Below are 17,389 nucleotides of genomic sequence, written 5' to 3' on the forward strand. Positions count from 1 at the left end.
GAATGAGATCAATCTTCTGATCCGGCTCTATGCCTAGAAGACGTTCAACTATCTTTTGGTGAGACCGGGTAGGCAGAGCCCTCTTCAAATCCTGTCGAAATGCGGGCTCACGACGAGAGGCAAGTATAGCCCTCTTGAGCTCTTCCCCACTCATCTTGTGACCACTGAAGACCCACTTGACCCTATTGCTCAGAATCATCACCACTAGACCCAGTGGGCGGACTTACCCGCTGGTAGATGCGTACCTCGTCATAGGAGTGGGCGATCATTCGGTCACCGATAATATGCACAGAGTCGATATCCCAACCGCCCCAGAGGTCGTGCCAAACAAACTCCTCCGTCTGCACATCGAAGGCCGCAAGGAAGAAGATCCCCGACACCCGCACCGAGACGTAGAAGATCCCTTCATGTAGCAAGAGGCTCGTATACTCTGCGCTATACTCCTTTCCTTCGTAGACAAAGTTATCCCTTCGCTCGTCACAGAGCATGCGCCCAGCCTCGAAGTCAAATACTGTATAGTAGCTACCGAACAAGGAGTATCCTAGTGTCCCCTTGATAAACATCTTAGGTAGTGTCTCATCTCTCCTCTCGAGCACCCTTCCCGGAGCTACATCTATACGATGTAAGTGCTTTTGGGTCGTCACCCACAGATCGGAGCCATAGAAGTTGATGAATTCGATTTTCCCAGGAACAGTTCCATTGTACCAAAGGGAATAGCCACGGCCGCTCTCGGAGAAGTCTAGCCGATAGACTTCCTCCAAGCCTAGGCCGTCTTTATCTCGCATGGCTACCAGCTGGCTCTTCCCTTCACAAGTGAAGAAGTGAAGGCCATGGTGGCTACCTTTGTAGAAAAAGGGATCTTTTAGTGGAAATGAACCTAAGTCTTGACACTCATGGGCAGAGAAGTCATAGCTAATGACACGGCGTTCATCTACTAAATAAAACCGAGGTTCTCCTTCGATAGCTACCTTGTCGAAGTAGCCATCTATATCTGTTATGAGCTGCTTACGTTCGCCGTCTAATGTGCAAATATCTAGCAAGGTCTCCGACGGTGTCCCCACCTCATGATAGATTAGCCATAAGCCTTGAAAAAGAACAGCTGTTCCCACATCTTCTTTGTGTGGGAATGGGAGCGCATCGCCTATTACTCCATCCAAGGAACAGGGGTGAACAGACCATCTCCCTTGAGGGATGGACTTAATTAAGAAGAGTCGCCCCTCATATACTACGACCCGAATGGCATTGAGCCGTGATATTACTTCGTACATAGTTAGATTATATCAGAGCCTTGATGACGTTCCTCTTGACCTCCTCTCGGCTTATCTCATGACCACTGAAGACCTGCTTGACTCTATTGTTCAGAATCATCACTACTAGACCCAGTGGTCGGACTTACCCGCAGGTAGATGCGTACCTCGTCATGGGATTGGGCGATCATCCGGTCACCGATGATATGTACGGACTCAATATCCCACCCCCCCCAGAGGTCATGCCAAACAAACTCTTCCGTCTGCACATCGAAGGCCGCAAGGAAGAAGATTCCCGAGACCCGTACCGAGACGTAGAAGATCCCTTCATGTAGCAAGAGGCTCGTATACTCTGCGCTATACTCCTTCCCTTCGTAGACAAAGCGATCCCTCCGTACATTACAGAGCATGCGCCCAGCCTCGAAGTCAAATACAGTATAGTAACTGTTGAATAAGGAATATCCTAGCGACCCCTTGATAAACATCTTAGGTAGTGCCTCATCTTTCCTCTCGAGCACTTTTCCCGTAGCTACATCTATACGATGTAGGTGCTCTTGGGTCGTCACCCACAGATCGGAGCCGTAGAAGTTAATGAAGTCAATTTCCCCAGGTACAACCCCATTGTGCCAAAGGGAATAGCCTCTACCACTCTCAGAGAAGTCCAGCTGATAGACCTCCTCCAGCCCTTGGCCGTCCTTATCTCGCATAGCTACCAACTGGCTCTTCCCTTGGCTGGTAAAGAAGTGTAGACCACGGTGGCTACCCATATCGTAGGAGGGTGACTTTAGCTGGGGAGGATCTAGGTCTCTGCACGTGTTGGTGGAGAGATCATAACTAAGTAAGCGGCGTCTATTGACAAAGTAGATCTGCCTACCCTCGTTGACTGCCAGCGTATAGTAGTAGCCTTCTCCTGGTATGGTTTGTAGTAGTTCGCCATCCCGGGAAAAGATATTTAGCATGTTGCCCAGTGGCGTGTCTTCATCATAGTAGGCAAGCCATAGCCCCTGGAAGAAGTCAATAGGCCAGATATACTCCCTATGTTGGAGTGCTAGTTCTTTCCCGAGGATACCATCTAGGGAACAAGGATATATGGACATCCCTCCTTTTGGTAGATTTCGTACTAAGAATATATCTTGCCTATCTACCACTACCCATACAGCAGGATGCTGTGCGATTAAATCATACATATCTATTGAATAATTTCGAAAACTACATCGAATACCTCATCTCGTTCAAGAGCCTGAATGAGATCAATCTTCTGATCCGGCTCTATGCCTAGAAGACGTTCAACTATCTTCTGGTGAGACCGGGTAGGCAGAGCCTCCTTCAAATCCTGTCGAAATGCGGCCTCACGAAGAGAGGCAAGTATAGCCCTCTTGAGTTCCTCCCTACTCATCTTGTGACCACTGAAGACCCACTTGACACTCTTGCCTTTAGCCATTGTGGCGAGGTCCTTTAGGAACTGATCTCGGAAGGCTTTGCCAGACCAACTAGACCAGTTAGACCAGTTCTTCAGCTCATAGCGTGTCCTCTGCCCCCCCTTTTCTGCCACGATATCATATATCCGGACAACGGTCTCCTTGCCAATTTCGACATCCTCCTTAACCTCAAACTTGACGATGTTTGTACCCTTAGCAAGATGGTTGGCAAAGTACTGCAACTGGAACTTCCCCCCTTGGAGCTTCCGCCAGCTCTGCGCCATATCATTTAGTACGATATCGACCCCTTCGATGTGAAGGAGTTTATCGAGCACTTCAGGACTGAAGCCCGAGAGGATTTTGCGAAGCTCAGCCTTGATGCTGGGAGAAATAGTCTTAGTGGTTTTTAGCTTCCCAAGGAGCAGGTTCACCTGAAAGGTGACGAATTGGGTTAATTTTTCCTTAGAGAAGAATTTGGAGCTGAAGACAGTCCCTCCTCCCTTGATCGGCTTAAAGAGCTTCCATTCAGGATCAAGTGACGATCCGAGGACCCTAAACACCTCCTCCTGCTGAGAGAGAAGTTGCTTTTCAGCTAGAGATAAGCCGTCGATTTTCGGGGAAACGATACGCTTCCAGTCCAAATATTTGGAGACCAAGAGGCTCCCAAGGGCTTTGTTCTCTTGCAGTAACTTCTTACTCTGCTCTGGTAGGTTCTTAACGAACTTATACCCCGCCTGCCCCGCATTCTTGAGGCCTATGATCCCCATCGCTGTATTGTAGATATCTACAGCTAACTTCAGCTCTGGGTCAGTGATCACCTGCGCATTCACTGCGATATTCCCCACAGCGCCCACAACTTCAGCTAAGGCCCAGGCACGGCGGATCCAGTGTACTTTCGTAGCCAATGCTGTACCTCCGCTGAAGGCTATCGTCGCGAGATCAAATGCCGTGACAACTCCCTTCGCGATATTGTCATTGCGGATCTTGTCTGCGCGATACTTCATGAAGATCGCAGGGACAACATACATCTGATCCGACAGGGCGTTGCCACCCAAGGCGGTCTCGATCAGCGGGAGATTATCTGTATCGGGGACGATGATAATAGGAGTAAGAGGAGAGACAATCCCCAACTCTTCTCTATGCTCTCGTGAATGAAGTGAGTTCCTTGTAGTGGTATAGGTCTTATATACATCCAACAGCTTTACCTCCCCGGTCGAGCTGATGTACTCACCTTGGTTATACTTCTCGGTGAAGGAGGCATCACCTCCTCCCATCAATTGGACAGAGCCATACTTAACGGGAGTTAAGTTGAGAACTATTCGGGCATAATCGTCCGGATCTTGAGGGAATCTCCCCTTGATACTTTTGCCTCCATCGGCATTGAACATCCACACCAGTGCTCCTATGAAGTTGGTATAGTTGTCCTTGTCGGTCCAGAAGTAGAGGGAGACATCATCTATCTCGGCTACAAGATGCCGAAGGAGCGCATTCTGATCAGCCTCTAAGTCGCGATAGAATCGAGAATAGTCCTTGCCATCCATCGATTGCATCAGACGCAGAATAGCTAACTCCTCGCGCTCCTTTAGCGTTTCCTTTTGAGCGATTCGCTTAAAGGTACGGATCAGCCATTCATAACTCTGACGCTTAAGTGAGCGGATATGGCAAGACTCAAGCGTGCGGAGCAAATCCTCATAGCTCGTCTTCTCTGATAGCTGGCGGAGCTTCAGGATATCTCGTTCTATCTGATCCTCATCATAGGATAGCCTATCATTAGCGAGGATGGTGCGGGCAATGAACTCAGCCTTACAAGACTCAGATGCAGCCCATAGATAATCTGTTCTCCAGCCCTGCTTAGGGATATTGAGTGATGATGGATCGGTAGGGTCATACGTGACATCATGGTACTGGTAGAGGCACTTTTCCCCTGAGGCCACACGATACAGTCGGGTAGTGACCTTCTTGGATGTCGAATTGTATGTCAGCTCGAGGTCTAGTGCATTTTCTATCAACACACCGCCAGAGGCATAGGTCTTCTTTTCTTCATCCCAAGAATAGCTCTTAAGAGGCTCACCTTCTCTGGAAGATAGTGTTATTCCATGGACGTAGTAGCTCCCTGGGATTATGGTCAGAGTAGCGATATGGTTACTATTCGTAGCCTTGACAGAGAGGATAACCTTACCATTAGGTGTAATCCCCCCATTTTTAGCATTTACGAGAGCCTCCTCTCTTCTTACTAAATCCCCTTGACTCTTATTATCTGCTGCGGTGAAGACGGCCGGATTAGCTAGGACATTCCACTGGAAGGCAGCAAGCTCCTTGCCCGTGGCGTAGTCCATCAGATTGCGCGTCTGACCCTGACTCTTTCGCCCGCCGTACTCGTCATCGAAGGTGTGCTGTAGCGTGAAGAGCCCGTGCCCAAGCTCGTGGGCGATGGTATAGCTTAGGTCGGACGTACCCCCATTGGGGCTATTCCCCGAGAAGATGTACCCGAAGCGACTCCGACGGGGCATCTCACCGAGCAGGCTCTGAGGCTTATCCTCCAGTCCCTGCGCTGCATCGACGACGAAGAGGTAGAGGCCATCTAGTGTACCGGAGAGCTGACTGTAGGCCTTCTTCAGGTAGTCCATCTCGGCACTCTCCTTCACCTCACGCACCCGACCGAAGAAGCTCTTGCCTACGATGCTGAGCTTGCGGTCTCCGTCCCGATCCCAACTGTAGTCCCCACGCATGCGCTCATCCACTTCGACGTCGAAGTGAATACCCACTGGGTTGTAGATACTATTCAGCTCCCGCTCTATCTGTGCCTTGTCGAGCTTGGTATCGCTGATAGGTACTAGGGTCAGCTTATGACGCTGCTGAGCATAGCTCGCCACACGGAGCTTGCCCAAGACCTCCCCCTCATAGACGGCAAAGACCTCATAGCTCTCCCCCGACGACACGGAGGGTAGGCGCACACTCCAGCGCTTGCTCGACGCATCGTAGCTAGCAGGTAGAGCCGTACTCCTCGGCTCAGAGGCAAAGCGAACCCTCTGTGGGTCGATAGCCTTACTCCCCGTGTATTCTGCCGTGACCACATCCTGCTTCCCCTCGGGGATCAGCTTCCATGGGGCAATATAGTCCTTGGCAAAAGGCTTGTAGAAGCGATCGAGCTTGACGGACTTCTGATACCAAGGCTCGCTCCCGGAGTCAAAGGCATACCTCCCCCCTTGCCTGCTGAAGCGTATCTGTCCATACTTCTTCGATAGGGCTTCGCTATCGAAGTCGCTCATCCGCTCTACACGCTCCGACTGGAGGGCAACCTTCCCATGGGTAGAGGAGGTATCGTGGTTGTCTTCGGTAGATGCTACTGCGGGTTGGATCCGATAGCTATTCCCCTCCTTGTCTGTGACCAGTAGAGGGAAGACGCTCTTGTACTCCTCGCCCTCAGGGAGCTGCAGGTCTATGTGCTGGGCATTGCCTGCAGCATCCTGGACCGTCAGCGACCCCGTCCCAGCGTCAAAGTGGAACTGTGGGCTCTCGGGCAGGGTGAAGCTAAGCTGCTTCTCTCTCAGGCGTAGGGTCGCAGGGCGCAAGTCCCTCCCTCCATCGTCGATATAGTCGGTGTTGGCTATCGTCCCTCGCTTCTCGTCATAGGAGGCTTCGACCAAGCCATCGATCTGGTACTTGTCCACATTGATGCGTAGGCGGTCGAAGCGTAGGGCTATGGGGGCATCGATGAGGGTTTTGAGGCGGGTCTTCCCCTTCCCCGAATACCAACCATCACCCAGAGCGGTGACTTCGGTAATGGTCATGGGATAGTCGCCCCCGATCGTCACGACATCACCAGCTCGGATACCCAGATGGGGCTCTCCTCGGAGATCCGTACGCACGGGCTCCTTACCACAGTCTGCTAGGAGGGCTTCGTTCTGCTTGCTCAGCGTAAACTCTCGCACGTCGGAGAAGACGGGGCGGTCGCTCGTGCAGCGAGTCCCCACACGCCACTCATACGTCCAGCCGGGCTTGAGCTGAGCCAGCGTTAGGCGCTCATCTACAGTCTCGGTGCGTGCCCATTCGTAGACGTTCAGCTTGGTCTTGGGGCGACACTCCACCACGTAGCCCGTTGTCCCCACGACCTTGCCCCAGGATAGATCGACCTTAGCATAGCGCGTCTGAGCTCGGAGTCCCCGAGGGGCATCACACTGGTCATTGAGGTAGAACCAACTGACCTCACTCAGGCCTCCGTGCTCAAACATCCCGACCTCCTCTACCCCGGAGCGCACCAAGGCACGCACCTGCCAAGCATAGCGACGATTGGGGAGGAGGGGAGGGTCAAGGTGCGTATAGCTGAGGCTCGTGCTCCGTGTATGGGTGCGGAAGATCTCTTGCCCGTAGGCGAAGGCCGACTGAGGAGCCGCGCCGTTGTCGGGGAGCTCCTTGAGGACAAACTCGTACTCTGTGCCACTGAGGCCTTGATGGCGAGGAGTCCACTGGAAGCGCAGGAAGAGGGGATCACGAAGGACGACCTCGGCATCCCGCTCGGGGAGGTTCAGGAAGGGAGGCTTCTTGACGTCGAGGTAGGCACGTGCTGTATGCCAGTCGGAGAGTGGACGCCCCGTATAGTAGTCGATGACCTGGAGCTGGAGCTCGGCATAGCCACTAGGTAGCCGTCCCTGCTCTAGCCGTCCTGTCATCTGTAGGTGCTGAGGCTGGAGATAGGGGGCGAGATCGACGCCCGTTAGGCGAAGGGGGACGCTGGTCTGTAGCTCGAGCTGAGGATAGCTGACGTCCTCTCGGCTCCTTGCTGTGAAGCTACCGGACTTGATCTGTAGGCGAAGCTTGGCATAGAGCAAGGGCTGCTGCAGGTCACGGTTTAGGAGTGTGACGATCAAGCGGTCACGACTCCCCGTGCTGTAGTCCGCTAGGTAGGGACTCTGAGGTGCTGGCCACTGAACTGTCGCATGAATAGGATAGTACTGTCCGAAGAGCCGACCACTGACACCCAAACAGACTGTCAGTAGGAGCACGAAAAGGCGGAGACTATGCCTGAGGCGATACATGCGATAAGTACCCATAGTAGCTATTAACCCTTGATCTTAATCTTTAGTTCTTCTTTGTCACCTTCAATAGGGACTTAACCTTACCTACAGTAAGCTCCACGCCAAAGACTCCTTCGGCCTCTCCACGTAGCTCATAGTGGAAGCTTTGACGTTGTACCCCCTTCAGATCCTTCCTGTCCATCTCGACAGCTGTCGGGGATAGCAAGCGAAGGGTAAAGTCACTCACTTCCTTCAGTTCGACGAGTACCTGGAAAGAGCCCGTCGTGGGATTAGGCGTAACGAGGAATTGGCTAATTGGGCTGTCGTCCTTGGGCAAAAGATTTCCCCCGGCGACCACTTCGATACGCTGAGAAATGAGGGTAGTACAGTCCCCGAGGTAACCTAAAAGTCGGACTTCATACGTCCCGGCACGACCGAGCTTAATAACGACCCCCTCATCGGAGCGCTGTAGGATCTGGGCTTCCTCTGGGAGTTGCCACTCCAGACGGTCTGCCTTCACGCGGCTGATATTAACCACATGGATAGGCTCATTCACAGAGACCGACGAAGGAGCGGTGATATCGATGGGCAGCTCCGTATTGCTTGCCTTAATCTCTACTGAAGCTACAGCACTACAGCCCTCTGCCGTCGTAGCCACTACCTCATACTTCCCAGGCTTATCGATGAGGAGACTTGCTCCCTCTTCATTTAGGGTCTGCCCGTCTCTCCTCCACTGGTAGCGAAGATTAGGGACATTGGCTCGTACACGCAGCAGACGTGACTGATCCTTGCAGAGCGTAAAGCCCTCATCTAGGGTAAGGACAATAGGGTCTGGCTCGTCCAAGACCACACGATAGTGCTGCGCACAGCCCGAACGGTCCTTGATATGAGCAACGTAAATACCCGCCTTTAAGCCCTCCCGTCGTAGGGAAGAAGTAGCACGGTCATCCTCCCAGCTCACCGTATAAGGGGCTGTCCCGCCCGATAAGCTCAGGCTAATGGATCCATTACTTGCACCGTGGCATGAGGGGTGGGTGATCGTAGGCTTCACCGATATAGCATCCGGAGCTGTCACTTCGGTACTTCCTGTGATACTACAGCCTCGGCTATCTTTCACTCGGACAAAGTAACTCCCAGATTCCTGTATCTTGAGCGTGGCATCGCTGGCACCCTCCTTGTTCCATTCGTAGCTATACGGCGGAGTACCTCCACGCACGTCAGCTACGATCACCCCTTCGGCATCACTGCACGAAGGAGGCGTCGTTCGGAATGATAGGCTTAGAGCTTCTGGCTGGCGGAGCTCAAATGTGGTAGACTCGACAGAGATCCCGTTAGCATCTGTGACCCTGACGAGGTATTGTCCAGCTTCTAGCCCCCGGGCGATACTATCACTCTGTAGGGTGAGGGATGTCCTTACTCCTCCCTGCAGACGATACCAATCATAGGTATAGGGTAGACGGGCGGCGGCAATAGGCTTTCCCCCTCGGGCATGAGCCACGATCGCCCCATCACTATCACCATGACAGGAGACATAGTGTGACTCTTCGAGAGCTACACTCAAGGGCGGGGGCGCTGTTAGGCTGAGCTCTAGCTTTGCGCTACAGCCACAGGGCTCTTTCTTATCCTCATCTGTCAGCAGACTGTAGCGCTGGTCTTCTGCAATGGCGGTGTATTCACCCTGACCGATATTAGCCAGTGTATAAATGATCCTCCCTCCGTCAGGATGCGAGGATGTAGGTGTGAAGATCTGACCATCACTCTTGCGCACAAAGCGCATATCATACCCCGAAGACGAAGGCGTCCCACCTGTAACAGCTATTTCCAGCAAGCCATCAGATGAGTTGTAGGCAAGTGGGCTTATCCTCTTGACAAGTTCTATTGCGACGGCTTCACTGGGCTCGGAGAGCTGTGTTCGCTGAATGAGCTCGTCACCAGACACAGTATGAGCCACACAGCCATTGCTATCCTTAACACGGACAGTATATGTCCCCGCGATGAGGCGATCGAAGGTAATACTCCCCGTAGAGAAGGCCTTAGTCGCAAGCAGACTCCCATCGGCTGCATACAGATCAGCAGTAAAGCTCCCTGTACCGCCTGAGACCGTCAATGTAATCGCACCATCACGACCACCAAAGCAACTCACATCACGATGCGACAGACTATGCGTGATGGCAGGGCGCTCGACCACCTGTGCGGTAAACTGATGCGTCGTGTGCTCCCCATAGCTCGCTAGGCCGTGATGGTGAGTCCCCTTAAGAATGAAGTGATATGAGCCTGCGGTGAGGTTGGGAATAACAGAGCTATTAGATGCATCTAATGCTTCGATATTACGAACTACCCCTCCGAGTGTAGAGAGAGCTAAAGCCTCCCCTGGGCGAAGGCCTCTATCCAGAGTGACCCGGATGGATGCATCATCCGATTGATGGCACTGCTCCTGCTCGATGCTATAGGAGGAGATATGAGGTAGAGAGTACGTCGGAGTCAGGACGATCCTCTCATAGTTCGCTTCATCCCGATGCTCCTCTGTGATTGCATTGATACGAAAGAGGACATTCTTCCCCGTCTCTATCAGACTATTGAATTCGGCCTGACTAAATAGATCTGTACCCCTAAACGTGATGACAGAGTTAGCTTCTGAATACCGTACTCGGCTAGAGACATCACGCCAAGCACTCTCCCCTGCGACCTGATACTGCCATCTATAGGTAGCGGGAACATACCCTTTGGTCGCCTTGAGGGTAATCTCATCATTGTCAGGGAGGAGGCGTAATGCAGACTCTCTCCCCTGTCCATCTCCGACATAGTAGTGTACCTTGATCGAGACCGGGATGATCTCTAAGGTCAATGTCGTCTCTAGTAGGATAAAGAAGTCGTCTCCATTGTCTCCCCGAGAAGTCGTAAGGTGGAGGTAGGGAGGAATATTGCCTAAGGATAGTACATTAGACCCCGACCTTGAATCGTCGCTGAGAAACTTTCTCCAAGTTCTCTTGCTCCAAAATTCTAGCTTCTTGGGGAGCTTATTTTCAGAGGCATTGATATATCGAACGATGGGGGCAGGAGGGGAAGCGAGCCTATTCTTGCCAATCGACCCAGTACTCCAGCTATGAAGTAATTCAGACCCAGCATCAGATATGCTTGAGACACGATACTCCGTAGATTTCATATCATTCCCCGTATTCTTGATGGAGCTAAAGGTTAGAGTCATCTTATAGCGCCCTTCTGTCTGCGCTTGTCCCCCACATATTCCCCAGAATATTAGTAGTAGTCCTAGGATATACTTTCTCATAGCTGCACCTCCTTTCGTACGCTTATTGGTTTGTTTCCTCTCATCTTTACTACGAGCATATACTCATTCTTCTTGCCTTGGGAGACCTCTGTGTCAATGAGCTCTCCCGCTTGGGGTAGATTTTCTCGACACACTCCCATCTTACCCGAGACATCCACCTTATATAGCGTCACAGAGATTACCCCCTGCTTAGGAGCTTGCCACTTCAGAGCAATACCTTCTGAGAGTAGTTCTGTCGTGAAGGATATGTCCCTAGATTTGGTTGATGCCCGCCTTGAGAGGAGCTTTACAGCTGGTGATGGGGGCGAATAAAGTTTATTTGCAGTATAAGCTGTCATCTGATAGATATAAGTCTTTCCCGCTTCTACCTCTTTATCCACATAGCTCACCGCCGTAGCATCCTCGAGTAGCCAGGACTTCCTATTCAGAGAGCCGTTTGGCTCAGTACGAGTTAGTAGAAAGCCCTGAAGGAACTTATCCCGCCCAGCTTCCCAGCGAATGGAATTGCCTTCTTCTGTAGCTTTTGCCTCCACAATAAGAGGAGCTGCGGGAGGAATGCAAGCGGGTTTGCGCACAACGATGGGGCGACTCATCTCTGATTGGTTGTAGCGCCCATCCAGAGAGGTAAGAGCATAATAGACCTCCGCATTTAGGTTATCTAAGCGTACACTATCGATGTAGCTTGTCCCGATAATAGCCTCGCTTGTGATGGGAATGAACTCCTCCCCCTCGGTCTCCGCCCGATAAAGACGATAGCCATGGAGATCGTCCTCCCGACCTGCCTGCCAAGAGAGATGTACCACCCCTAAGCTGTCGATGGTGGCTTTTAGCCCCTCGGGGACAGAGGGCGGGACGCTGTCTATGGGTTGTATCAGTACCTGAGATGAGGTTACGGGCATACCTCGTTTGACTTTGGCTTGTAACCTATAATAGGGATACCCCGTGACCTCAGCGATGGTGTACATACGCCGTGTGGCAGGGACACTATCCAAGGGGAGGTAAAGCTTATCATCTCTAGAACGTAGGATGCGGAAGCCCTCGATCAAATCTTCCTCCTCGGTGGCAAAGCTCCATCGGATCCTAGCGCCTCCATGTAGATCGAAGTGATAGTCCTCGATCTGAGGAGGCGACTTCACCGCCGGATAAGCTACCCCAGAGACGGTAGCACTATAGGCACCCTGAGAGCCAAAGGGCGTTAGGCCTGCGACTCGATAATAATAAGTCTTGCGGTAGGGGATACTATCCAGGTAGGTGATCGGAGCATGAGGATTCTTGTCAGTATCACTCATACGGGTGATGGGAAGCTCTGATATACGACTGAATGACACTCCATCCTCACTACGCTCTATCCAGTAAGCGGGATACAAGCTTGATAACCGGTTATAATCCCAGCTGAGATAAGCACCCGCAGGGCCAAACTGAGCGGATAGCTCCATGGGCTGTGGTAGTCTCACTGTATCTCCAACGACAACAAAGGCTGCCCCACCTTCGATAGCTAGCTCCTTCTTGGGGATGAGTGAACTCACACGATAGAGATACCTTTCTCCGCTCTGTAGCTGTACGTCCTCAAAGCCCCAGCCTACTTCTTTTGCTACAGGGAAACATAGGTCGGCAGCATACAAGGCAAAGAGATAGCGCTGCTGGCGCTCCTCATCCAGTGCTATGGCCTTCGATATCGGGCTATCCCCTAGGCTGACTTCGAAGCTATCGCCAAAGATTGCTTGAGCAACCACTGCACCCATAGGATACTTATCGACGAGAGCCTTGAGGCGATCTGACTCCATGGGTCTCAGGTGCTCTGCTAGGAGCATCACCTCGGGCTTGTCAAGCAACACTCCCTCACGGGCTACTGTCAGACGCTCCAGCTTGACTCCATATTTATTGAGCAGTTGCCAGCTCTTGGCATCACTGGCTACCCAGCGTAGGAGGACTCGGTCTTGATGCACTTCTGTCCGCACATGGATACGAGAGGGCACGAGTTTCTGTCCCGATCCGTATAGAAAGGAGAAGCAGCAGAGCAGTACAAATAGGGAGTACCTAGAGTATAGCATAGGCGGGCTATCTATTTAATTTCAGTGGATTATGGAAGAAGTACTCTACACGACTACTTACACTCCCATCGGGTAGGGCATAGCTAATCCAAGCCTTGTACTTCCCATACTTCAGGATAGGAAGCGTCCCAAAGATAAAACGACGATATACCTCAGGGCTTACTTGCCCCAAGCTGTTCACAATACTCCCCTGCAGATCTCGATAGTCTCGATAAGCCACAAGCCCAGCATCGTACGTGAAGGGGAAGCGGAAGAAAGCGACCCGAAGGCTCCCATCACTGAGCTTCGACAGATAAGTCTGACTGGGGCTAAATGCCCTATAGGGCGGGACTCCGATAGCGTCTTCGTCCCGGTTCGTCAAGCGAATAGCTCCATAGGGATAACCAGAATAAACAAGCGGAAGGACAGTCCCCGTGAAGTAGTCCTCCTGAAGTTCCGTCTGCAGGCTCAGGAGTGGACGTTGCTGTGTACTAGCGACACCTATAACCTCTGCCTCATCAAAGGCTTCCTTCCCCTGGACATCTACTCCAAGCGTAATAGCCTCTCCAGCATCCAGTGCCAGCTCTTCTCTTTGCTTAAGGCTCTTGATCTTCTCCATGAAAGTGGCGAAGCGACTTGTGCTAAAGTTATAGCTTAGGATCGACTGCTCTAGCTCCGTGTTCAGCTGAGCCCTGGCCTTATCTCCTCCAATATGCAGGGCGCCCTCCCCTCTCTCTGCAGACTGTGAAGCCTCCATCTTAGTCGTTGATTGCTCTTGCGGTCTATAGGATAGCTCTAAGCGGTAAGCTGTAGAGGTCTTCAGCTGAGGAAGGGTAAACTCTAATCGCTGCTCCGCCTCTCTATAGGTGAAGTCGCTAGTTATTGGGGTTTCCCCCTCCGCGAGGAAACTCAGTCTATAGGCAAAGCCCTGATCGAAAAGATACTTCTGTCCTAGCTGTAGCTGTATATACCCTCGTGAAGACTCCCTAGGCAGGAGATAGCGCTGATCTAGCACAGGGTAAGCGTAAACGATATTCTGAACAGGAATACTTTGAGGCGCTCCACCAGTGGTAAAGCTAACCTGCTTCTCTTCTACAGCAGGCTTACCCGAAGTCTGAACCTGCTTCCAGGAACCACCTACTAGTTCCTCGAAGGCTACACGAACCACAGCCGTCAGCTTACTGTTTGGTGGTAGCACCTCCTTGGGCTGAAAACGGACACTCTGTTGATCCTTGCTCCAGATAAGCTTCCCTTGGATAAGAGCTCCCTGCTGATCCTTCACATGGAAGTCTTGGAGCTGGATGCGGTACATCTTTTGCTCACCAGCATCATTAGATGCTTCGAAGCTCTTCCCCATAGCGACATTAAATGTGGCCTCGGGGGAAGTAAAGACGCTAACAGCCTCTTCACCCGAGGAAGGGGCAAGGTCATTGATCATAGGCTCATCTACGGGGGAGCTACCAGGGAGCGTGAGGTCGCACTCTTCCCCGATGGTTAGCTTAAAGCGAGCCTTACCCTTGAGAAGTCCAAGCACATTGAGGTCTACACCCAGGTAGCCCTTGAAGAAGGTCGGGTCTGGCAAGCCTGCCTGCAAAAGGGCTGCAGCACCACCCTTGATCACCGGAATACGTGTACGTAAGAACCAGAGCTTAATCTTCACCCCAAGCTCCCCTTGCAGATAGGCATAAGCCTGACCCTGAGCATACCAACCGTTGAGCCCAACTGAGCCCGAGCGTCCCCGACACTGTGCTGCCCCATAATCCTTGAGCATCACATCAAAGCCCAGACCAGCATTGAAGTTGGCGTACATCATGAGGAACTGCAGATCGCCTGTTCGGACAGCCAGATCCGAACCGAACGCAAGCCCTCTCCCACTACTCAAGGCTTCGAGGTTGCGCCCCAAGCGCAGTCGATCCAGATCCTGCCCGAGAATATCCGCTACTGCCTGAGGCGGGGTAGGCATCTCTGGGATACGAGAGCCCGCCATAAAGTAAGAGCCAGACTTCACAGCTAGGATATTCCCCACAGCGAGTTGTACTCCTAAGCGACGACTAGGATCCCCTAAGTGAAGATACCACTCTCGGGGATCAATGTGAAGGATGCCCCGACCTGCTTGTCCCCTATCACCTATCCCCCGGAGAAGGCCCCCGGGTGTATTGATATATACATCAGAGGTCGCATGGAATACTCTATTCTGCAGGTCCATCTGTACGCAGAGTGTCCCCGAGAGTCCATTATCCTTGAGGACCTCTGGGAGTTGTTTGAGAGACTGTCCTAGGGCCTTCCAGTCATTCTGCTTGAATTGCTCAGAGAGCGACGAGGGGAAGGTTCGTTGTTGTACCTTGAGTCGCTCCTCAATAGCCCCCCGGTTCTTTCCCCCTCCGTTAGGAAACTCTCCATAGCCATAGAGACCGACAGAGCCTAGTCCACCAGCTTTGGTGAAGAGCATCTCTAGGGCTGCTTCTGCGTAGCTGGCCTTACCAATTTCGAATATAGTAGAGGCCTTGAAGCCTAAGCCCATGGTGGCATCGGGAATATAATGGGCATTGGAGAACTTTCCCCCTTCTGGATGCGTTCCTTCGGCTCGAACACCAGAGGTCAATGCGCCACCAAGACCATTCAAGGTCATCACCCCTAGCAGAGGCACCCCTGGGCGGAAGCCAGCCATCCCATCGACGTACCAGTAGCGGTGACTATCTTTCCGCCCAAAGGCTGCTCTCGCTTTGATCTTTGCCGCTAGTGTGCTCTGGGCTTTAGATGAGTCAAAGGAAATCCCCATCTCTACATCTCCGGCGAAGCCATCGCCGTATTGGCTATCATCTCGATGCCAATTTAGCTCACCCTTGAGATTGATGACTTTAGCGATACTCGCATCGAGCTTAATAGCTCCAACTTCCAGCTTATCAAAGACCCAAGCCCGCTCCTCATAGCGGGCGAGTAATCCGATCTCAGTCTCCCCGGAGAAAAGCTTCTCACCCAAATTGATGCCAGCACCTATGGCCAAGCGGACTCTATCCCCACCCTTACTATCAAGGGCTAGCTTATGGATCGACAAGGGGAAGTTCCCGAGCTTAGCCTCCCCCTCATATCCCAAATAGTCTGCTGTGAGATAGGGGGCACTCGTACGTAGTCTTAGGTTGCGGAAGAGTAAGCGGTCCAGCTTAGGCGTAGTGCTGGATGAGGCCCCATCTCCATTGAGTGCCATATATCCATGTAGGGTAGCCTCTGGTAGGAACTTCTCCCCTACCAGTCGAAGGCTGACGTAGGAGTTCTTATCTAGGTATGCCTTGGCATTGAAGACCGAGAAGTCAAGAGCCTCCTCGGTCTTGACTCGCATAGCATATTCATTATCCGCCAACAGCTCTCCTTCATACCCCAGCTGAGTGTGCTCACCTCGGAAGGGGAGCTGTAGCCGACCTCGAAAATCAGCGGAGACTAACTCACTAGCGATTAGATTCAGCCCGAAGTGATCCACTGAGAAGCGCCAGCCACTAGCATCACCTCGCTCCAAGGGCAGGATACTATCCGCCGCAAACAGCCCCGTCACTCCGTAGTCATCGATAATCAGTCCACGGGCAGAAAAGCTTGCCCTCGAGAAGGCTTGGGGCAAAGTCACCGATACCTTATTCGCATAGACACCTCGCCACAGGACGGCATCCTCCGGCATGTATTGGCGCTGGTATTCTTCGGGGAAATGGAGTTTGTCATCATTGTGCTGGCTACTCAAATCAAGGCTCACTCCTTCCAGCGAGAAGATGTAGTCCTTGAGCCCCTTGATCTGGAAGCTCGGTAGGTCTACTGAGACAAGCAGGTCATCCCAACTGGTGACGACCGTGCGAAAATGTCCACGCACTTGTGGCTGGCCTGCATCAGCAGGTACCAAGAGCGACTTGGGGAAAAGCACCTCAGCATCTAACGATAAGCTCTGAAAACCATCGCAGCTGACTGTCATGTAGGTGTCACTCTCCGAGACACCCCGAGTCTTGCTCAGTGCGTGCCCCTTAAGGACAACACTCATATTCCCCCCACTGAATGGGATCTCTACGTCATGGAGCAGGGAGAGCTTCAGCTCGCCTACCAAGCCTCCGGAATGTGTCCCCCGGATTCCCTCTGCGCCGAAAAAGAGTACTCGACGCTTGCCTTCTGCCCCTTGGGGGATGACCGCCTTCGCATAGACTCCTAATTCTGTAGACGCTGTATGCAACGCAAAACGATTGACGGCTATGGTAATCTCCATACCGCCGATCGTTCGTTTCATCCCAAGGGGTAAGTGGACAGGAGCCTCCTCATTGAAGCTCAAATCCTCAACATAGGCATTGCGCTGGGCTAGATCTGCAAAAGTCTGTTCAATTGCCTCAAGTTGCCGTTGTGTATTTCCTGGGGATTGTGCATA

Annotated in this window: 7 protein-coding genes; all 7 read right to left on the bottom strand. The window is 52.3% G+C overall.

Annotated elements, in window-relative coordinates:
* The coding region (locus QZ170_RS05555; protein WP_297178349.1) for a hypothetical protein at nt 1-199 on the bottom strand (199 nt) is incomplete at its 3' end.
* On the bottom strand, nt 183-1,040 hold the full coding sequence (locus QZ170_RS05560; protein ID WP_297178352.1) for a hypothetical protein: 858 nt from the start codon (nt 1,038-1,040) through the stop codon (nt 183-185). The genes QZ170_RS05560 and QZ170_RS05555, both read right to left, overlap by 17 nt.
* Before the next feature lie 311 nt (nt 1,041-1,351).
* On the bottom strand, nt 1,352-2,344 hold the full coding sequence (locus QZ170_RS05565) for a hypothetical protein (protein WP_297178354.1): 993 nt from the start codon (nt 2,342-2,344) through the stop codon (nt 1,352-1,354).
* Nucleotides 2,345-2,436: 92 nt separating this feature from the next.
* Nucleotides 2,437-7,716 (bottom strand): fibronectin type III domain-containing protein, encoded by a 5,280-nt coding sequence (locus QZ170_RS05570; protein WP_297178357.1) that lies wholly within the window; start codon nt 7,714-7,716, stop codon nt 2,437-2,439.
* A gap of 28 nt (nt 7,717-7,744) precedes the next feature.
* The gene (locus QZ170_RS05575; RefSeq protein WP_297178360.1) at nt 7,745-10,525 is read right to left on the bottom strand and encodes a pectate lyase; all 2,781 of its coding nucleotides are present in this window, start codon (nt 10,523-10,525) and stop codon (nt 7,745-7,747) included.
* A gap of 437 nt (nt 10,526-10,962) precedes the next feature.
* Nucleotides 10,963-12,912 carry a hypothetical protein gene (locus QZ170_RS05580; RefSeq protein WP_297178363.1) on the bottom strand — a complete coding sequence of 650 codons (1,950 nt, stop codon included), beginning with the start codon at nt 12,910-12,912 and terminating at the stop codon, nt 10,963-10,965.
* Nucleotides 12,913-13,024: 112 nt separating this feature from the next.
* On the bottom strand, nt 13,025-17,254 hold the full coding sequence (locus tag QZ170_RS05585; protein WP_297178366.1) for a hypothetical protein: 4,230 nt from the start codon (nt 17,252-17,254) through the stop codon (nt 13,025-13,027).
* Between the last annotated feature and the right edge of the window lie 135 nt (nt 17,255-17,389).

The organism is uncultured Porphyromonas sp., from assembly GCF_905372525.1.
GTDB lineage: Bacteria > Bacteroidota > Bacteroidia > Bacteroidales > Porphyromonadaceae > Porphyromonas.